The organism is Pseudomonas sp. W5-01, from assembly GCF_046540435.1.
GTDB lineage: Bacteria > Pseudomonadota > Gammaproteobacteria > Pseudomonadales > Pseudomonadaceae > Aquipseudomonas > Aquipseudomonas graminis_B.
The window spans coordinates 113944-132461 of record NZ_JAXCIP010000005.1 but is presented as its reverse complement, the minus strand read 5'-3'; the positions used below and the strand labels follow the sequence as shown (position 1 = coordinate 132461).

Sequence of the window (18518 nt, the reverse complement as noted above, 5' to 3'; positions counted from 1 at the left end):
AATCGCTAGTACTGATGCACCGATAGATGATGTCGATCAAGACGCCTCCATCATCGTGTGGTAAAGCGCCAGGCAGGCTTCAGCCAGTGCCGACCGCGGTGCCGAGCGACGCATGATCAAGCCGAGACGGGCAAGGGTCTGTGCCTCTTCAATCGGCTGCAGCCGAAGGTGCTCGGTCAGTGATTCAAGGCCGCCGTCCAGCGGCATGATCGCGCAGCAGAACCCGCCATGCACCGCTTGCAGCAGCTGATGGACCGCATCGGTCTGGATGATCGGCTGCGGATGAAGGCCGCGACTGTGAAAGTTGTGATCGATGGATTGCCGAAAATGCATGCCACTGGTGAGCAGCCCAAGGGGCAGTTCGGTCAGGCTTTCCCAGCTCGATGTCGCTTCGGCAAAACTGAAATAACGCTGGTCGTACATCACCCCCATGCGGGTTTCGGCCAGTTCCAATGAGTCGAAGCGCTCGGAGTCGAGTCGGTCGAGGTACGAAACCCCGAGGTCCAGGCGGTTGCTGGCGAGTTGATCGAGGATCTGCTCGGAGCTCAGCGATGAAAGCTCAAAGCGCATGCTCGGGTGCAGAGAATGCAGACGTTGCAGCAAGGGCAATGGATCGAAATTCGACAGCGGCACCACGCCCAGCCGTAATGTGCCCACCAGATTCCCGCGACAGGCGGCCGCTTCAGCCTGCAAACCGTCGTAGGCCGCCAGCACCGTGCGCGCCCATGCCAGGACGCGTTCGCCCGGGGCGGTGAATCCTTCGAAACGTTGGCCACGATTGACCAGCGGCAGGTCCAGCTCTTCTTCGAGGCTGCGCAGACGCATCGACAGTGTCGGTTGCGTGATATGGCAACGCGCAGCCGCTTGCCCGAAGTGACGGGTTTCGTCGAGGGCGATCAGAAATTTCAGCTGTTTAATGTCCATCTTCATTCCTTGAGGCACAGGCTGGCCCGGCGAAGTCTATCGCGACCGAACGTCCAATGGCTTGAAACCTTGAGACCCGGCCACGGGTCGGAGGTTTGTCGGGCAATGTCAGCGGAACAGATGTTGCGCGGGAAACCACAACGACACTACGACGTCACCAAGGAGAAACCCATGAGTCTGTTCAGTTTTGTGAAGGAAGCCGGTGAGAAGCTTATCGACCTGCTCACCCCAGGAAACGCCAACGCCAGCGAAGAGCTGAAAAAGCACATCGAGTCTGTCGGGCTGGGCAATCCCAACGTTCATGCGACGGTCGACGGCGACAAGATCACCTTGACGGGCGAAGTCGCCAGTCAGGAAGAGAAAGAGAAGATCGTGCTGGCTGCCGGTAACATCGCCGGTGTTGGCAGTGTTGATGATCAACTGACCATCGCGGCTGGGGCGCCTGCCGTGGTTGCTGCGACGTTGGTCACTGTGCAGAAGGGCGATACCCTCAGCGCCATCTCGTTGCGCGTGTATGGCGATGCCAACAAGTATCAGAAGATCTTCGACGCCAACAAGCCGATGCTGAAGGACGTAAACAAGATCTACCCAGGTCAGTCTCTGCGTATTCCTGAGTAACGCGGCGGTCTTACTGACCGTACGCCGACTCTTGCAGGAGCGCCCTTACCGGCGACATTCGGACATCCCGACCCATGTTTGGGTGGGGTGTGCGAGTTAAGCGGGCAAGCGTGCTCCTGATTCGTTTTGCGCTTATAACCCCTTCATCAACGCCCGATAATCCTCAACGGCTTCGAATTCTTCGGTGTCTTTGGGTCCTTTGCGGCTGTCCGGTTCGCGCACTGCCAGCAAGTGGCCGATACCGTATCGCCCAGCGCTGCGCAAGATCGGCAAGGTGTCGTCGATGAACAGGCTGCGCGCCGGGTCAAACTTGATGTCGTCCTGCAGCGCATCCCAGAACTGCGGGTGTTCCTTGGGATAGCCATAGTCGTGGGAGCTGATTAAGCGCTCGAAGTAGGGCGCCAGTTCCAGTCTTTCCATCTTCAGCGACAGCGAGTCACGGTGAGCGTTGGTGATCATGATCACCCGTTTGCCGGCCTGCTTGATGGCGGCCAAAAACGTCTCGGCGTCGGGGCGCAAGGCGATGAGGTGGGCAATCTCGACTTTCAGGTCTTTCACCGGCAGGTTCAACTCCGAACTCCAGAAGTCGGTGCAGTACCAGTTGAGGGTGCCGGCGTTTTTTTCGAAGAGCGGCATCAGCTCCAGCTGCGCCATTGCCAGGCTGACCCCGTGCACCTCGGCGTAGCGCCTGGGCAGATGCTCCAGCCAGAAGTGATTGTCGAAATGCAGGTCGAGCAGGGTGCCGTCCATATCCAGCAGAACGGTGTCGATATCGCGCCAGGGCAAAGAAGGCATGCAGGTCTCTCGGCGTTGGAGGGGTCGCGTGGGTTTGCGGCGAAGACATCCGCAAAAGCCACGGTATAGTAACCCGACTACGCCAAGGAGCTCGTCATGCAGCAGAAACCTACCGTCCTCTCTCGCGAAATCGTCGCGAGCAGCCGCCTGTTCCGCGTTGAAGAAGTGCAGCTGCGCTTTTCCAACGGCGTCGAGCGCACCTACGAGCGGCTGGTCGGCAGCGGCAGCGGTTATGGCGCGGTGATGATCGTGGCCATGCTCGATGCCGATCACGCCGTGCTGATCGAGGAATACTGCGGCGGCACTGATCAGTACGAGCTGTCGCTGCCAAAGGGCTTGATCGAGCCGGGCGAGGACGTGCTGGCCGCCGCCAATCGCGAGCTCAAGGAAGAAGCCGGTTATGGCGCGCGGACCTTGGTGCACCTGACCGAACTGTCGCTTTCGCCGGGCTACATGAGCCAGAAAATCCAGGTCGTGCTGGCCACCGATTTGTATGAAGAAACGCTGCCCGGCGACGAGCCTGAGCCGATGCGTGTGGACAAGGTCAATCTGCGCGAGCTTGCCGCTCTGGTTCAGAAAGCGCAGTTCACTGAGGGGCGCGCGCTGGCTGCGTTATACCTTGCCCGCGACCTGCTGGCTGAGCGTGGGGATTTCCTGCCATGAACCCGACATTCACGCCATTGCCGCACCCGCTGCTTGCCCCCGTCATCGAGCTTTGCCGCCAAGCTGGGGAAGTCATTCTGCCGTTCTGGCGCTCCGGCGTGGAGGTCGCGGTCAAGTCGGACGACTCGCCGGTAACGGCTGCTGATCTGGCCGCCCATGAGCTGTTGGTGGCGGGGCTCAAGGCGCTGGATCCGAGCATTCCTATTCTGTCCGAAGAGGACGCGAATATTCCGTTGAGCGAGCGCAGTCAGTGGCAGCGCTGTTGGCTGGTGGACCCGCTGGATGGCACCAAGGAATTCATTGCCGGCAGTGAAGAGTTCACGGTCAACGTGGCGCTGATCGAGAACGGTCGCGTGGTGTTTGGCGTGGTGTCGATGCCGACCAACAACCGCTGCTATTTCGGTGGCGCCGGGCTGGGCGCGTGGCGCAGTGACGATTCGCAGCACCTGGCGCCGATCAGCGTGCGCAATGAGCCGGGCGCGGGAGAAGCGTTCACCGTGGTCGCCAGCCGGCGTCACTCAAGCCCCGAGCAACAGAAGTTGCTGGCCGGTTTGTCGGAAGTGGTGGGTGAATTGGAGCTGGCCAATATCGGCAGCTCGCTGAAGTTTTGCCTGTTGGCCGAAGGGGCTGCCGATTGCTACCCGCGTCTGGCGCCCACCTCTCAGTGGGACACGGCTGCGGCCCAAGGTGTCGTGGAAGGCGCGGGCGGTGTGGTGTTGAACCTGGACGGCACGACGTTCGAATATCCAGCGCGGGAGACACTGCTGAATTCGTACTTCCTGGCGCTACCGGGGGAAGCCACGTGGCGCGACGCGTTGCTGGCGCTGGCGCTGACCTGAAGCTTTCGGTTCCCTCGTAGGAGCGTGGCTTGTCCCGCGATCGGCGACGCAGTCGTCGCAGATGCAGCGCTGGGTTTTCCAGAGCGAATTGCACCGATCGGATTTGCGACCGCTTCGCGATCGATCGCGGGACAAGCCACGCTCCTACAGGTGGAAGGATGTGTTCAGCGATGCAGCACGAACTGCCCGACGAATTCTACTGCCGTTTCTTCTGAATCTTCCGCCACGATCCGGGTGTGCAGCGCCAGTCGTGCGCGGCCGCGGCGTTGGTAGAGCTTCAGAAATTTCTCCCAGCTCGCTTCATCCGTTCCGTCGCAAATGGCGACGCCATCGCGGGTGACCGGCAGGGGATAACTGATCTGGCCGTCCTGGATCACGATGTGCCCGTCGTCGATCCCGGCTTCTTTGAGCCGCAAATACAACCAGCCCCATCCTGCCAGCACCGCGCCGCAATACAGGCTGCCGCCGAACAAGGTGTTCTTGTGATTGACGTTGGGCGCCAACGGCAGGTGTAGACGAAGTTGGTGCTCTCGCCAGCCCAGCACCTTGATGCCCATCTCCCGGGTGAGGGGGATGTCCCGGTGCAGCACCGCTTCCAGGTCTTCAGCAGACGAGCAACCCCGATCAGTCATTGTCGTCGGACCCCGCGCCGTTGAAGGTCAGCCCGTGCTTGCGCAGTTTGTCGTGCAGGGTTTTGCGTGGCAGGCCCAACGCTTCGGCGAGGCTACGGACCGAGGTGTGCGGGCGGGTCAATTCGGCGGCGATCAATGCTCGCTCGAACGCCTCGACCTGCTCGCTCAGCCCGCCATTGGACGCCACCAGATCTGGCTGCGCCTCGCCTTCCAGTTCCAGCTCAAGGCCCAAGGCGAAACGCTCGGCGGCGTTCTGCAGTTCACGCACGTTGCCCGGCCAGGTGTGGCGCAGCAGCAGCGCACGATGCCCAGGCTGCAGTTCATGGCGTGGCAGGCCGTGGCGCAAACTGGCGGTGTCGGCGAAATGCTGGAACAGCACCAGTGCATCTTCGCCACGCTCGCGCAGCGGCGGAATGCGCAATGGGGCGACGTTGAGGCGGTAATACAAGTCGGGCCGGAAACGCCCTTGATCCGCGGCCTGGCGCAGGTCCTCCTTCGTCGCCGCGATCACCCGGATGTCCAACGGGATCTGCTGATTCCCACCCAGGCGCTCGACCACGCGCTCTTGCAGCAAGCGCAGCAGCTTGACCTGAACGTCCATGCTCATGCTTTCGATTTCATCCAGAAACAGCGTGCCGCCGTTGGCGAATTCGAACTTGCCGATGCGCCGCTTTTGCGCGCCGGTAAAAGCCCCCGACTCGTGGCCGAACAGCTCGCTTTCCACCACCGACTCGGCCAGGGCCCCTGCGTTGATCGCCACGAACGGACCGTTTCTGCGATTGGACAAATCGTGAAGGGCGCGGGCGACCACTTCTTTGCCGGCACCGGTTTCACCGAGAATCAACACGTCGGCCTTGGTCGCGGCCAGCGCACCGATCTGATCGCGCAGGCGCTGAATGGGGGCAGACAACCCCACCAGTCGCGTGCTCAGTTGCTGACGATCGCTGAGCTCAAGGCGCAGGCTGCGGTTGTCCAGCACCAGCCGGCGCAGCGCCAGAGCCCGCCGCACGCTGTCGAGCAGTGCGTCGCTGGCGAAGGGTTTTTCCAGAAAATCGTAAGCACCCGCGCGCATGGCCTGCACTGCCAGCGGTACGTCGCCGTGGCCGGTGATCAGTAGCACCGGCAGCTCAGGATCCTGGGCGTGCAGCTGGTGGAGCAGTTCGAGGCCGTCAATCCCCGGCATGCGAATGTCGCTGACAATGACGCCCGGCCAGTCGCGTTCGATGCGCGCTTGCAGGCCTTTGGCGTCGCTCAGCGGCAGGATTTTCAGGCCGGCGAGGTCCAGCGTCTGGCTCAGCGCTTGGCGCAGGTGCGGGTCGTCGTCGATCAGCACCACCTGAATGCGGCTGTCGATGGCGTCGGTGCTCATGCAGATAAGTCCTCAGACGGTTGAAGGTTGACGCCCGAGGCGCCGGTGCGCATCCGCAACGTCAGCAGCGCGCCGCCTTCCGGGTGATTGGCGAACAGCAGCTCGCCACCCAGGGCGCGCATCAGCGTATCGCAGATCGCCAGGCCCAGGCCGAGTCCCTGTGTGCGTGTCTTGGTGGTGAAGAACGGCTCGCGGGCGTGCTCCAGTGCCTCTTGTGAAAAGCCCGGGCCGTTGTCACGGATGAACAGATTGACACCCTCGGCGTTGTACTCGGCGCTGATCCACAACTTGCGCGGCGGGCCTTTCTCGGTCAGTGCGTCCAGCGCGTTCGCCAGCAGATTGCCCAGCACCTGACGCAGGCGCGTCTCGCCGGCCTGCACCCACAAGGTGGCGGCGGGCAGGTCACGAATCAGTTCCACTTCCATCGCTCGCCGTCGCTTGGCAAGCAGGGCCAGTGCATCGTCCAGCGCCGGTTGCAACGCCACGCTTTCGGGCGCATGCCGGTCGCGGCGGGCGAAGGCGCGCAGGTGCGCAATGATCGACGCCATGCGCCCGGTGAGTTCGCTGATCAGCTTGAGGTTTCCGCGCGCGTCTTCGGTGCGCTGGTGATCGAGCAGCACTTCAGCGTTTTCGGCGTAGCTGCGAATGGCCGCCAGCGGCTGGTTGAGTTCATGGCTGATGCTCGCCGACATCGTGCCCAGCGCCGACAGCTTGCCGGCCTGAACCAGTTCGTCCTGGGCGCGAAACAGTTCTTGCTGCGCCTGCTCGCGTTCCAGAACTTCCTGGCGCAGTCGCTGGTTGACGCCTTCCAGGTCACAGGTCCGCTCGGCGACTCGCACTTCCAGTTCACGGCGCGCCTTGGCCTCGAAGTTGATGCGATCCAGATAATGCCTGCGCCTCTGCATCATTAGCCCCAGCAGCAACATCAAGACCAGCAACGCCGCGCCGCCAATCGCCACGACGGTTCGAACAGGCCTCGACAGGAGCACCTTGGGCGCGAGGATGTTAACGCTCCAGCCGGTTTCGTCGATCTGCTGGGTTTGCGTCAGCCAGCCGTTTTCATCCAGCTGCAGCGGGCGCGGATCGCGGGTCGGGTAGGGCTGAATGGCGACGATGGCCTGCTTTTCTTCCTCGCTGAGCGGGCGCGTGGCGCGGAAACGCCAGTTGGGGTTGGAGGTGAGGATCACCACGCCGTTGTGGTCGGTGACGAGCAACTGCTCTGGCGTCTTGCCCCACAACGTTTCAGTGAGGTCCAGATCGACCTTGACCACCAGCACGCCAATCACGGTATCGCCGTCGCGCACGGCGGCGGCGAAGAAGTAGCCGCGTTTGGCCGACGTCGTGCCCAAACCGAAAAAGCGGCCGAGGTTGCCGGCCATGGCGTTGCTGAAATACGGGCGGAAGGCGAAGTTGCGGCCGACGAAGCTGTCGCGTTTGTCCCAGTTCGACGCAGCGAGGGTCTCGCCATTGGGCGCCATCAGGTAGATCACCTCGGCGCCGGTCTGGCTGGCGGTGTTCATCAGCAGCACGTTCGCCTGGGCCTGGGCCTGTTTGTCCTGCGGGTTCGCCAGCATGGCGCGCAGGCCAGGCAGGTCGCCGAGAATCTGCGGCAGCACTTCGTAGCGGTGCAACGTGCCCAGCAGGTTGGCAACGTACAGGTCGAGGGTCTGGCGATTCTGGCTCAGCAGCTCATTGCGGTAATAGTGTTCGGCCAGGCGTTCGAGCGGCCACAACAGCGGGGCAAGGATCAGCGCCAGCAAGGCAAGGCTGCGCCAGCGAGGACGGCGGGGAAGGGCGTTAGTGCTGATCATGGAATCGCCGGTGGGTGCGTTGCGATGCAGGGCGGTTGCGGATGAATCAGTATTCCGCAGCCGCTCAACATCGAGTCGGCCCATTATGCCTACCGCTGCTGCGCTAAGCACTCCAGCAACGCATCGTGCCAGTCGGGCTGGCTGACACCCCACTCGCGCTGCAACAGGCTGCAATCCAGGCGTGAATTGAGCGGACGTGCGGCCGGCGTCGGGTACGCGCTTGAAGCAATCGGCTCAAGTACTGCGCAGGGTTTGCCGCTGTTGATCAATTGCTGACCGATCGCTTCAGCGAACCCGAACCAGGACGTCTCGCCGCTGGCGGTCAGGTGATAAACACCCCAGGCGCCCGGCGCCCCATCGCGCCAGCGTTCAATCAGCGCGCCGGTGCTGGCGGCGATGGTGCCGGCCCAGGTGGGTGCGCCGATCTGGTCGGCAACAATCGACAGCTTCTCGCGGTCTTGGAGCAAGCGCTGCATGGTCAGCAGAAAGTTGCGCCCGGTCAGGGAATACACCCAGCTCGTGCGCAAAATCAGGTGCTGCCCGCCCGCTGCGGCGATGGCCCGCTCGCCCGCCAGCTTGCTGCTGCCGTAGACGCCCAGCGGGTTAGGCGCGTCCGATTCAACCCACGCGCCGGCCTTGCTGCCGTCGAACACATAGTCGGTGGAATAGTGAATCAGCGGAATGCCCAGCGCGGCGGCTTCTTCAGCAAACACACCGGGAGACGTCGCGTTAATGGCGAAGGCCAGGTCCGGCTCGCTTTCGGCCTGATCCACCGCCGTGTGTGCGGCAGCGTTGATGATCAGGTCAGGCTTGATGTCGCGAACCACCGGGCGGATGGATTCCGGCTGACTCAAATCCAGCTGATCGCGACCCAGCACGATCAGCTCGCCCATGTTCTGCAGGCGTTGCTGCAGCGCCTGGGACACCTGGCCCTGTTGCCCGCTGATCAGAATCCGCAGCGGCGCGCTCACGGAAACAGGTCCGCGTCTTTCAAGAGCTTGCCGACCTGATCCTTGGCCGACAGTTGAGGCGCTTCGCTCAAGCCCCAGTCGATGCCCAGCTCGGGATCGTCCCAGCGAATGCAGCGCTCGGCCGACGGCGTGTAGTAGTCGGTGGTCTTGTAGAGGAACTCGGCGTAGTCGCTCAACACCACGAAGCCGTGGGCGAAACCCTTGGGAATCCACAGCTGACGAGCGTTCTCGGCAGACAGCTCCAGACCGAACCACTGGCCGAACTGCGGGGAGCTGCGACGGATGTCGACGGCGATGTCCAGCACGCGGCCAGCGGTCACGCGCACCAGTTTGCCCTGCGGGTTTTCGATCTGGTAATGCAGCCCGCGCAGGACGCCTTTTTGCGAGCGCGAGTGATTGTCCTGCACGAACTGATCGGCGACGCCGGTGGCCTCGGCGAAGGCCCGGGCGTTGAAACTTTCGTAGAAGAAGCCACGCTCATCGCCGAACACCTTGGGTTCGATGATGAGGACTTCAGGCAACTTGCTGGCAACCACTTTCACTGACTTTCCCCTGCGATCTTGAACAGGTACTGACCGTAGCCGGTCTTGCCGAAATAGTCAGCCCTGTTCAACAGGTGAGCGCGGTCAATCCAGCCGTTCTGGAAAGCGATTTCTTCCAGGCACGCGACTTTCAGGCCCTGACGATGCTCGATGGTTTGCACGTACTGCGATGCGTCCAGCAGGCTGTCATGGGTACCCGTGTCGAGCCAGGCGAAGCCGCGGCCAAAGCGCTCGACGCGCAGGTCGCCGCGCTTGAGGTAGGCGTTGTTGACGTCGGTGATCTCCAGCTCGCCGCGCGGGGACGGCTTGACGTCCTTGGCGATCTGAATGACTTCGTTGTCGTAGAAGTACAAGCCCGTCACGGCGTAGCTGGATTTAGGCGCCTTGGGCTTCTCTTCGATGGACAGCGCGTGACCGTGCTCATCGAAATCGATCACGCCAAAACGCTCCGGATCCTTGACCCAGTAGCCGAACACAGTCGCGCCGGAGGTGTTGTCCGCCGCACGCTTGAGCTGTTCGCTGAAGTGCTGACCGTGGAAGATGTTGTCGCCCAGAATCAGGCACACCGAGTCATCGCCGATGAATTCTTCGCCAATCAGGAATGCCTGCGCGAGGCCGTCCGGCTTCGGTTGCTCCTTGTAATGAAAGTGCACGCCGAACTGACTGCCGTCACCCAGCAGCGCCTTGTATTGCGGCAGGTCCAGCGGCGTCGAGATGACCAGAATGTCTTTGATCCCGGCCAGCATCAGCACCGAGATCGGGTAATAGATCATCGGCTTGTCGTAGATCGGCAACAGCTGTTTGGAGACCCCGAGGGTGATCGGGTGCAGGCGCGTGCCAGAGCCGCCGGCCAGAACAATTCCTTTAGTCATGCAATCAGTTCCTTCACGTTGGTGCCCAGGCGTTCGCCCTGATAACTGCCGTCTTGCACGTTGCGGCACCATTCAAGGTTGTCGAGATACCACTGCACGGTTTTGCGCAGGCCGGATTCGAATGTCTCTTCCGGTGTCCAGCCCAGTTCGCGTTCGATTTTGCTGGCGTCGATGGCGTAGCGCATGTCATGGCCGGGGCGGTCGGTCACGTAGGTGATCAGGTCCGCATAGCTCGCCACGCCTTTGCGCTGTTCCGGCGCCAGCTCTTCAAGCAGCGCGCAGATGCCGCGCACGACGTCGATGTTCTTTTGTTCGTTGTGGCCGCCAATGTTGTAGGTCTCGCCGACCTTGCCTTCGGTCACCACTTTGAGCAGTGCGCGGGCGTGATCTTCGACGAACAGCCAGTCACGCACTTGCAGGCCGTTGCCGTACACCGGCAGCGGCTTCCCGGCCAGGGCGTTGAGAATCACCAGCGGGATGAGCTTCTCGGGGAAATGGAACGGGCCGTAGTTGTTCGAACAGTTGGTGACAACCACCGGCAGCCCGTAGGTGCGTTGCCAGGCGCGAACCAGATGGTCCGACGCCGCTTTGCTGGCCGAGTACGGCGAGCTTGGCGCGTAGGGCGTGGTTTCGGTGAACAGGTCGTCCACGCCGTGCAGGTCGCCATACACTTCGTCAGTGGAGATGTGGTGAAAGCGGAAGGCGGCGCGCTCGGCGTCGGGCAAGGTCAGCCAATAGCTGCGAGTCGCTTCCAGCAGGCTGTAGGTGCCGACGATGTTGGTCTGGATGAACTCCGACGGGCCGTCAATCGAGCGGTCGACGTGGGATTCAGCCGCCAGGTGCATGATGGCGTCCGGCTTGAAGCGCGCGAGGACTTTACTCACGGCGGCCTGATCAACGATGTCCTGTTGCACGAACTCATACCGAGTGTTCGTGGCGATGCCCTGCAGCGACTCAAGATTGCCGGCGTAGGTCAGCTTGTCGAAATTGAGAACGTCGTGATCGGTGTTGTTGATCAGATGACGGATCAGCGCAGAGCCGATGAAGCCGGCGCCACCGGTAACAAGTATTCGCATGGATAAACCTTCTTCCCTGGAAAGACGTAAGACGATAAAGGCGTAGGACGATGGAGCATAGCTTGTGGGGCCTTGCTGACTGGCGCAAGAAGCAATCCACCGACGAGCGATGATATTAATTGATGGCCCATCGTAATTAGCGCCATTAAACCGCCGCAGGTGTTGCACGAGTTTAACGTCTGGCCTATGTATCGGTCTCTCAAGGCATTTCTTGACTGGCGCAGGTCGCGGGGTTGATTAACGGTCGCGCAACTGGCGATATTGTCGGCGTGCCTCTATCTCTCAGGACTTCCTCCATGTCGCTCGACACTTTGATTCGTCGCTCCAGCCTGCCATGCCCGGACGTCGACGCCGCGCAGGCCGCCGAATGGCTGACGACGTATTACGGGCTGTCGGGGACGTTGAAGGCGTTGGGCAGCCATCAGGACCGAAACTTCCTGCTCGACTGCGGTGACGGGCGACGTTTCGTCCTGAAGATCTGCCACGGTGCTTACTCAGCCACCGAACTTGCCGCGCAACATGCAGCGTTGCGGCATCTGGGCGCTGCGCCGCAAATGCGCGTTCCGGCAGTGATGCCGGCGCTGAAGGGTGAGGACTTGCTGTCCGTCGAGCACAACGGCAATGCCGTGCACCTGCGCGTTCTGGAGTTTATCGACGGGCAGTCACTGGCTCACGTCGCGCATCTGAACCGGCACATCGTGACCGGATTGACGCAGCTCTGTGCCCGTGTCGACGTGGCGCTGGCCGGGTTCGAGCACCCAGGCCTGGACCGTGTGTTGCAGTGGGACCCGCGTCATGCCTTCGCGTTGATCGAGCACCTGCTCCCGGTCATCGCCGATGCCGACAAGCGCGCCTGTATCGCCGAGGCCGCCGAGCAGGCCCAGGCCTATTTGCTGCCGCTGGTGGCGTCGCTGCCGGTGCAGGCCATTCACATGGACATCACCGAGTACAACGTGGTCTGGGCGAGAGATGCCCATCGCCAGTGGCAGCTTCAAGGGCTGATCGACTTTGGTGATCTGGTGCGCACGTGGCGCATCGCTGACCTCTCGGTGACCTGCGCCGCGCTGCTGCACCATGCCGAGGGCGATCCGTTTTTCATCCTCCCCGCCATTCAGGCCTATCACCAGATCAACCCGCTTCAAAGCGAGGAACTGCTGGCGCTGTGGCCATTGATCGTTGCGCGCTCGGCCGTACTGGTCTTGAGCAGCGAGCAACAGGCGAGCATTGAACCGGACAATGCTTACATCCAGGCCAATCTGGCCAGCGAGTGGAACATCTTCGACGTCGCCACCTCCGTGCCGATTGCGTTAATGGAAGCGGCGATTCTCGACGCGGTGGGTGAATGGGAAGCGGACAAAAAGGCCGAGCCGTTCTCGCCGCTGTTGCCGAGCTTGAGCGGGCAGGGTTTTGCTTTGGTCGATCTGGGTGTGCTCAGCGAGCATTTCGTCGCGGGCAACTGGGAACAAAGCGGCATCGACGAGCAACTGCTGAAAGAGGCGGCCGAACATGGTCTGGCCGCCAGTCGCTATGGCGAATACCGGCTGTCCCGCACCCTGCCAGACAGTGCAAAAGAGCCGGACACCTTCGCGCTGCATACCGAATTGCAGATCCCCCACGGCACCGCTGTTCATGCGCCATTTGCCGGCAGCCTGCGTCACACTGCCGACGGCGCGTTGCAGTTGGTGGGCGCCGAAGTGAACCTGCGTCTGTGGGGCGTGCGCTCTGATTTTGACGCCGGTGTCGAGTTCGGCGCGGGCGACGTGATCGGGCAGGGCGGCGGCGCGTTGATCGTGCAGCTGTGTTCGGAGCCGGACGTGAGCCCGCCGCTGTTCACTGCGCCTTCGCGAGCCGCAGCCTGGCGTGCGTTGTGTCCGTCACCCAAAGGGCTGCTGGGTTTCGATTGCGATGCGCCGACGTTGGCAGATTCTGCTGCGCTGCTTGCCCGTCGCGATGCCAGTTTTGCTCGGTCCCAAAAGCATTATTACCAGGCCCCGCCGCAGATCGAGCGCGGCTGGCGCAACCACCTGATCGACATGCAAGGCCGTTCTTACCTGGACATGCTCAACAACGTCGCGGTGCTCGGTCATGGTCATCCATGCATGGCCCAAGTCGCCGCGCGGCAGTGGTCGCTGCTCAATACCAACTCACGCTTTCATTACGCGGCGATCGCCGAGTTTTCAGAGCGCCTGCTGAAGCTGGCGCCCGCCGGGATGGATCGGGTGTTTCTGGTGAACAGCGGCACCGAGGCGAATGACCTGGCGATTCGTCTGGCCTGGGCCTACAGCGGCGGGCGCGATGTCTTGAGCGTGCTGGAGGCTTATCACGGCTGGTCGGTGGCGACCGATGCCATTTCGACGTCCATCGCCGACAACCCGCAAGCGCTGAGCACGCGCCCGGATTGGGTGCATCCCGTGGTTGCGCCCAACACGTATCGCGGTGAGTTTCGTGGCGCGGACAGCACACCGTTCTACCTGCGCAGCGTGGACGCGCATCTGACTGCGATGGCCGAGCAGGGGCGGCAAGTGGCGGGTTTCATCTGTGAACCGGTGTACGGCAACGCCGGCGGAATCTCGCTGCCGCCGGGCTATTTGCAGCAGGTCTACGACAAAGTCCGCGCCCAGGGCGGCGTGTGCATCGCCGATGAAGTGCAGGTGGGGTATGGCCGTCTCGGTCACTCCTTCTGGGGCTTCGAAGAGCAGGGCGTAGTGCCGGATATCATTACGATGGCCAAAGGCATGGGCAACGGTCATCCCCTGGGCGCCGTTATCACCCGTCGCGAAATCGCTGAAGCGCTGGAGGCTGAGGGCTATTTCTTTTCGTCGTCCGGTGGCAGCCCGGTGAGTTGCCGCATCGGCATGGCGGTACTCGACGTCATGGAAGAAGAAAAGCTGTGGGAAAACGCCCAAGTGGTTGGCGGCTATTTCAAGGAACGCCTGCTGGCGCTGATCGACAAACATCCGCTGGCCGGGGCCGTCCATGGTTCGGGGTTCTATCTGGGGCTTGAACTGGTCCGCAATCGAGAGACGCTGGAGCCTGCAACCGAGGAAACGACTTACCTGTGTGATCGTCTCCGTGAGCTGGGGATCTTCATGCAACCTACGGGGGATTATCTGAATGTTCTCAAGATCAAGCCGCCCATGGTCACCACCCGGCGAAGCGTGGACTTCTTTGTCGACAGCGTGTCGAAGGTGCTGAGCGAACTGGAGAGCTGAGCGGGCTCTTATCCGTCACGATTGGACTTTACTCCGATATATATCGGCGTTAGATGCCCGGATATGCCCCGATTGCTTGATTAGTGTTTTTAAATCCGATTTTTATCGTCTATAACGTCTGTCTTCTTTTGCCGCAGACGCCCTCGTCGTTTCATGGAGTTCTGATTACTGTGACCACTCTCAACAGCACCCCCCGCGCCGATGGTTTCTATATGCCTGCCGAGTGGGCGCCGCAGACGCAAACCTGGATGATCTGGCCCGAGCGCCCTGACAACTGGCGTCTGGGCGGCAAGCCGGTGCAGAACGATCATGTTGCTGTGGCCAAGGCCATCGCCCGGTTTGAGCCTGTCACCGTCGGCGTCTCGGCTGCACAGTACGACAACGCCCGCGCCCGCCTGAATGTGCCCAACATTCGCGTCGTCGAGATCAGCAGCAACGACGCCTGGGTGCGTGACAGCGGGCCGACCTTCGTCATCAACGACGCGGGCGAGGTCCGGGGTGTCAATTGGGGCTTCAATGCCTGGGGCGGTTTCGACGGCGGGCTGTACGCGCCGTGGAACCTGGATGAACAGGTCGCCAGCAAAGTGTTGGAAATCGAGCGCTGCCCCCGCTACGTCACTGAAGGTTTCGTGCTGGAAGGCGGCTCGATCCACGTCGATGGCGAGGGCACGCTGATCACCACCGAAGAATGCCTGCTCAATCGCAATCGCAACCCGCATCTGTCGCGCGAAGACATCGAAGCCGTGCTGCGCGATCACCTGTCGGTCGAGAAGATCATCTGGCTGCCGGACGGTCTGTACAACGACGAGACCGACGGGCATGTGGATAACTTCTGCTGCTACGTGCGTCCCGGTGAAGTGTTACTCGCCTGGACAGATGATCCGAAAGACCCCAATTTCCCGCGTTGCCAGGCGGCCATGGCGGTGCTGGAAAACGCCCGCGACGCCAAGGGACGCCCGTTCGTCGTGCACAAGATGCCGATCCCGGGCCCGCTGTTTGCCACCGAAGAAGAGTGCGCGGGGGTGGATCAGGTGCACGGCAGTCAGGAGCGCAACCCATCGATGCGTCTGGCCGGTTCGTACGTGAATTTCCTGATCGTCAATGGCGGCATCATTGCCCCGTGTTTCGACGATCCGATGGATGACACGGCCCGCCAGATTCTCCAGCAGCTGTTCCCTGAACACGAGGTGGTCATGGTCCCGGGCCGCGAAATGTTGCTGGGTGGAGGCAACATTCACTGCCTGACGCAGCAGCAGCCGGCGCCCCACCGCAGCTGAGTTGGTTCGCTTCTTGCTGTTATCAAGCCCATCAGACGATGGGCTTTTTTATGGCTGGACGGTTTCAAGCCGGTCGTAGGAAGACGGGATCCCAGCAGCGCGTAAATGCCCTTGCGGGGTCGTCCGTCTGTAACAAAAGCTCCGTAGATTTCGCAGTCCACGACATAAGAGGTTGTCCTTATGAACGCAGGTCATGAGTTGCGAGTGGCTCGAGGTTTTTCTGCGAGCAGTGAAGCACGGCAGATGATGGCGGACTGGTTACGGACGACCCGGATCCCGCTGGTGCGCATGCAAGAGCTGCAGGCGCTGAAACAACGCGGTGATTTTCGCAAGATGCTGTCCAGGCGATACCCCAGCGGGTTGATCAATGACGCGGAAATCGAAGCGCTGCTGGGCGTGCTCCACAGCTGACGAAGGGCGGCATCAGGCACTGCAGAGGCTCCGTTTGACTCCCATCAAATTGACACCTTCCGCAGACGGGGGATAGCATTCGCGCCCCCACCGCCTGTGGCCTAGCGCCATGTACGTGCATCAGTCCTCCACTGTGATGATTTCGTGCGGGCTTCCGGGACTGTTTCAGAGCCGGAAGACGCAATTGCCCACACCGGGCATTTGCCACAGCGCGCGATTAATCCGCTCACAAGGACAACAAGATGAAACAGCGTATCGGCCTGCTCGCCCTGAGCATTCTCGCCGCCACTCACGCCATGGCGGACGGTCAGGCAGATTCCAAAGGATTTGTTGAAGACAGCAGCCTGAAGATCAACCTGCGTAACGCCTACATCAATCGCGATTACAAAAACGGACCGCAGGACCGCTCGGAATGGGGGCAGGCGTTCATGGCCGGCTACACATCCGGTTTCACCCAAGGCGTGGTGGGCGTCGGCGTTGATGCTTTCGGCCTGTACGCAGCGCGTCTGGACGGTGGCAAGGGCAAGAGCGGCGCAGGCGGTATCGACTTCTTCAAGCAGGGCGACAGCGGCAATGCGGCGGACGACCTGTCGCGTTTCGGCGGTGCGGTCAAATTCCGGGTGTCCAATACCGAACTGAAGTACGGCGACATGATGCCCGAGCTGCCAGTGCTGACGTACGACGGCTCGCGCCTGCTGCCTGAGTCCTACACCGGCACCATGATCACCTCCAAAGAGATCAAGGGCCTCACGCTGGTGGCCGGCCGCTTCACCGCCGAAGCCCGCAAGAGCGCCGAAGGCCGCGACAGCGGTGATCTGAAGAGCATCAACGTGTACGGCGGCAGCTATAAATTCACCGAGGCCCTCAGCGCCGCGTTTTACGCCTCCGACGACGAAGACGTGCTGAAAAAGCAGTACGTGAACCTGAACTACGTCTGGGCGATGCCGAAAGATCAGTCGCTGACCTTCGACTTCAACGGCTACAAGACCAAGCTGGACAAAGACTTCGCCGTCGACGACGCCCGCGACAACAAGATCTGGAGCCTGGCGGCGACCTGGGCGGTGGGCATCCACTCATTCACCCTCGCGCATCAGCGCAGCACCGGCGAAACCGGCTACACCTACGGGGGCTATCGCAACGCAGGCGGCACCGGCGATGGCGGCAACACCATCTACCTGGCGAACTCCTACTGGTCAGACTTCAACGGCAAGGACGAGCGTTCGTGGCAGGTGGGCTATGGCGTGAACCTGGGCACCGTCGTGACGCCAGGCCTCAGCTACCGCGTGGCCTACGTGCGCGGCGACAACATCGACGACGGCAGCGACCGTGGGCGTGGCGAAGAGCGTGAACTGTTCAGCCAGTTGACCTACGTGGTCCAGAGCGGCCCGGTCAAAGACCTGTCGGTACGCCTGCGAAACTCGTTCCTGCGCGTCTCCAACGATGTGGACCAGTACAACGTCGGCGGTAACGAAACGCGGATCTTCGTCGATTACCCGATCAACGTGTTTTGATGTCGAACGGCTGAAGAGCTGACGGCTTCACCCAGACGCCCCGGTCGCAAGATCAGGGCGTTCGGGTATGAGGGTTGACTGAACTGGTGATCCTGCCCGCTCTCCCGCTACCATCGCCGCATCCCACTCCAGCCGGTTTCACCATGGCAATCGCCGCGCCGCCCGACCTCTCCAACACCGCCGTCCCTGTGCAGCCTCTGTCACGGACGTATCCCCGCGGGTTGTACATCGAGCCCCATGAACATGAGTGGGGGCAGGTGCTGTATGCGATGTCGGGCGTGATGTGGGTGGAGACGCCCAACGAAGCGCTGGTCGTGCCGCCGCAGCGGGCGGTCTGGTTGCCGCCCGGCGTGCCCCATGGCATCCGCGTGGTCTCGGATTTGGAAATGCGCAACATCTACCTGCGGCCGGCGCTCGCCCGAACCCTCGACGCTACCGTTCAGGTACTGGAAGTCGGCCGATTGCTGCGCGAGTTGATCGTCGGTCTGGTCGCCGAGCAGGACAAGGAGTCGGACTACTACGACGCCGTGGTGAAACTGGCGTTGCTCGAACTCAAACGCGCCCGGCGTTCGCTGCTGAGAGTGCCGATGCCCGATGACAGCGACCGCAGGCTGATGAGCGTTTGTCAGGCGGTGATGATCGAGCCGTCCATCGACGTGTCATTCGAGCAGCACGCGGAAAACGCCGGGGCCAGTGTGCGAACGTTGTCCCGGCTGTTTCAGGCGGTGCTCGGCATGGGCTTTGCTGAGTGGCGGCGGCAGGTGCAACTGGCGACCTCGGTGGCGGAGATCATCCAGGGCGTGCCGGTCAACGCCATCGCTCGTTCAATGGGGTATTCGCCGAGCAGCTTCAGCGACATGTTTCGCCGCGAACTGGGCATGGCGCCTTCTCAGTACCCGGTGGTTGATCCATCTCACTAACGCCTGCGCCGATACTGTCCGAAATTCAGAAGCTCTTGGCCGGCAGCCCTTGCCGGCCCCCCTTACACTCTGGTC

17 protein-coding genes are annotated in these 18518 nt (G+C 61.9%); 8 read left to right on the top strand and 9 right to left on the bottom strand.

The features are described from left to right. Positions 1-36: 36 nt before the first annotated feature. Positions 37-924 (bottom strand): LysR family transcriptional regulator, encoded by an 888-nt coding sequence (locus SLW75_RS17335; protein ID WP_296313504.1) that lies wholly within the window; start codon positions 922-924, stop codon positions 37-39. Positions 925-1095: 171 nt separating this feature from the next. On the opposite strand from SLW75_RS17335, the gene lysM reads away from it, so the two are divergent. After that, positions 1096-1542, top strand: a complete 447-nt coding sequence (lysM, locus tag SLW75_RS17330) for a peptidoglycan-binding protein LysM (protein WP_192130727.1) — start codon at positions 1096-1098, stop codon at positions 1540-1542. 132 nt (positions 1543-1674) lie between these two features. Here lysM and yrfG read toward each other — a convergent pair whose 3' ends face one another. Next, positions 1675-2337 (bottom strand): GMP/IMP nucleotidase, encoded by a 663-nt coding sequence (gene yrfG, locus SLW75_RS17325; protein WP_065987421.1) that lies wholly within the window; start codon positions 2335-2337, stop codon positions 1675-1677. A gap of 96 nt (positions 2338-2433) precedes the next feature. Between yrfG and nudE the strand changes: the two genes are divergently transcribed. Together nudE and cysQ are read left to right on the top strand one after the other, a co-directional pair. Next, positions 2434-3000 (top strand): ADP compounds hydrolase NudE, encoded by a 567-nt coding sequence (gene nudE, locus SLW75_RS17320; protein ID WP_410935026.1) that lies wholly within the window; start codon positions 2434-2436, stop codon positions 2998-3000. After that, complete coding sequence (gene cysQ, locus SLW75_RS17315) at positions 2997-3839, top strand: 3'(2'),5'-bisphosphate nucleotidase CysQ (RefSeq protein ID WP_410935025.1); 843 nt, start codon at positions 2997-2999, stop codon at positions 3837-3839. The genes nudE and cysQ overlap by 4 nt, the downstream gene beginning before the upstream one ends. Positions 3840-4003: 164 nt before the next feature. Here the strand turns inward: cysQ and SLW75_RS17310 are convergent, their stop codons facing one another. From SLW75_RS17310 to rfbB, 7 genes are all read right to left on the bottom strand, one after another. Beyond that, entirely contained in the window at positions 4004-4471 is a 468-nt protein-coding gene (locus tag SLW75_RS17310) for a YiiD C-terminal domain-containing protein (protein WP_065987418.1), read from the bottom strand. Continuing rightward, positions 4464-5840 (bottom strand): sigma-54-dependent transcriptional regulator, encoded by a 1377-nt coding sequence (locus tag SLW75_RS17305; RefSeq protein WP_065987417.1) that lies wholly within the window; start codon positions 5838-5840, stop codon positions 4464-4466. Before SLW75_RS17305 ends, SLW75_RS17310 begins: the two co-directional genes overlap by 8 nt. Then, positions 5837-7651 (bottom strand): ATP-binding protein, encoded by a 1815-nt coding sequence (locus tag SLW75_RS17300; protein WP_192130731.1) that lies wholly within the window; start codon positions 7649-7651, stop codon positions 5837-5839. The genes SLW75_RS17305 and SLW75_RS17300 overlap by 4 nt, the downstream gene beginning before the upstream one ends. A gap of 89 nt (positions 7652-7740) precedes the next feature. After that, positions 7741-8622: a dTDP-4-dehydrorhamnose reductase gene (gene rfbD, locus SLW75_RS17295; RefSeq protein WP_065987416.1), complete on the bottom strand. Its 882-nt coding sequence runs from the start codon at positions 8620-8622 to the stop codon at positions 7741-7743. Continuing rightward, on the bottom strand, positions 8619-9164 hold the full coding sequence (gene rfbC, locus SLW75_RS17290; RefSeq protein WP_065987415.1) for a dTDP-4-dehydrorhamnose 3,5-epimerase: 546 nt from the start codon (positions 9162-9164) through the stop codon (positions 8619-8621). The genes rfbD and rfbC overlap by 4 nt, the downstream gene beginning before the upstream one ends. Then, complete coding sequence (gene rfbA / locus SLW75_RS17285) at positions 9161-10036, bottom strand: glucose-1-phosphate thymidylyltransferase RfbA (protein WP_065987414.1); 876 nt, start codon at positions 10034-10036, stop codon at positions 9161-9163. The genes rfbC and rfbA overlap by 4 nt, the downstream gene beginning before the upstream one ends. Continuing rightward, a complete protein-coding gene (rfbB, locus tag SLW75_RS17280; RefSeq protein ID WP_410935024.1) occupies positions 10033-11112 on the bottom strand; it encodes a dTDP-glucose 4,6-dehydratase in 1080 nt (359 codons plus the stop codon). The genes rfbA and rfbB overlap by 4 nt, the downstream gene beginning before the upstream one ends. Positions 11113-11408: 296 nt before the next feature. Here rfbB and SLW75_RS17275 point away from each other — a divergent pair, with 296 nt between their 5' ends. From SLW75_RS17275 to SLW75_RS17255, 5 genes are all read left to right on the top strand, one after another. Beyond that, positions 11409-14324 (top strand): aminotransferase, encoded by a 2916-nt coding sequence (locus tag SLW75_RS17275; RefSeq protein ID WP_410935023.1) that lies wholly within the window; start codon positions 11409-11411, stop codon positions 14322-14324. A 170-nt stretch (positions 14325-14494) separates the two neighbouring features. Continuing rightward, complete coding sequence (aguA, locus tag SLW75_RS17270; protein WP_410935022.1) at positions 14495-15601, top strand: agmatine deiminase; 1107 nt, start codon at positions 14495-14497, stop codon at positions 15599-15601. 180 nt (positions 15602-15781) lie between these two features. Then, positions 15782-16012: a hypothetical protein gene (locus SLW75_RS17265; protein ID WP_083233037.1), complete on the top strand. Its 231-nt coding sequence runs from the start codon at positions 15782-15784 to the stop codon at positions 16010-16012. A 242-nt stretch (positions 16013-16254) separates the two neighbouring features. Next, complete coding sequence (locus SLW75_RS17260) at positions 16255-17523, top strand: OprD family porin (protein WP_065987410.1); 1269 nt, start codon at positions 16255-16257, stop codon at positions 17521-17523. 143 nt (positions 17524-17666) lie between these two features. Next, positions 17667-18443 (top strand): AraC family transcriptional regulator, encoded by a 777-nt coding sequence (locus SLW75_RS17255; protein WP_410935021.1) that lies wholly within the window; start codon positions 17667-17669, stop codon positions 18441-18443. The last annotated feature ends 75 nt before the right edge of the window (positions 18444-18518 follow it).

Coding starts and splice junctions, on each gene's coding strand:
- SLW75_RS17335 (WP_296313504.1), bottom strand. CDS start 924: ATGGACATTAAACAGCTGAAATTTCTGATCGCCCTCGACGAAACCCGT.
- lysM (WP_192130727.1), top strand. CDS start 1,096: ATGAGTCTGTTCAGTTTTGTGAAGGAAGCCGGTGAGAAGCTTATCGAC.
- yrfG (WP_065987421.1), bottom strand. CDS start 2,337: ATGCCTTCTTTGCCCTGGCGCGATATCGACACCGTTCTGCTGGATATG.
- nudE (WP_410935026.1), top strand. CDS start 2,434: ATGCAGCAGAAACCTACCGTCCTCTCTCGCGAAATCGTCGCGAGCAGC.
- cysQ (WP_410935025.1), top strand. CDS start 2,997: ATGAACCCGACATTCACGCCATTGCCGCACCCGCTGCTTGCCCCCGTC.
- SLW75_RS17310 (WP_065987418.1), bottom strand. CDS start 4,471: ATGACTGATCGGGGTTGCTCGTCTGCTGAAGACCTGGAAGCGGTGCTG.
- SLW75_RS17305 (WP_065987417.1), bottom strand. CDS start 5,840: ATGAGCACCGACGCCATCGACAGCCGCATTCAGGTGGTGCTGATCGAC.
- SLW75_RS17300 (WP_192130731.1), bottom strand. CDS start 7,651: ATGATCAGCACTAACGCCCTTCCCCGCCGTCCTCGCTGGCGCAGCCTT.
- rfbA (WP_065987414.1), bottom strand. CDS start 10,036: ATGACTAAAGGAATTGTTCTGGCCGGCGGCTCTGGCACGCGCCTGCAC.
- rfbB (WP_410935024.1), bottom strand. CDS start 11,112: ATGCGAATACTTGTTACCGGTGGCGCCGGCTTCATCGGCTCTGCGCTG.
- SLW75_RS17275 (WP_410935023.1), top strand. CDS start 11,409: ATGTCGCTCGACACTTTGATTCGTCGCTCCAGCCTGCCATGCCCGGAC.
- SLW75_RS17265 (WP_083233037.1), top strand. CDS start 15,782: ATGAACGCAGGTCATGAGTTGCGAGTGGCTCGAGGTTTTTCTGCGAGC.
- SLW75_RS17260 (WP_065987410.1), top strand. CDS start 16,255: ATGAAACAGCGTATCGGCCTGCTCGCCCTGAGCATTCTCGCCGCCACT.
- SLW75_RS17255 (WP_410935021.1), top strand. CDS start 17,667: ATGGCAATCGCCGCGCCGCCCGACCTCTCCAACACCGCCGTCCCTGTG.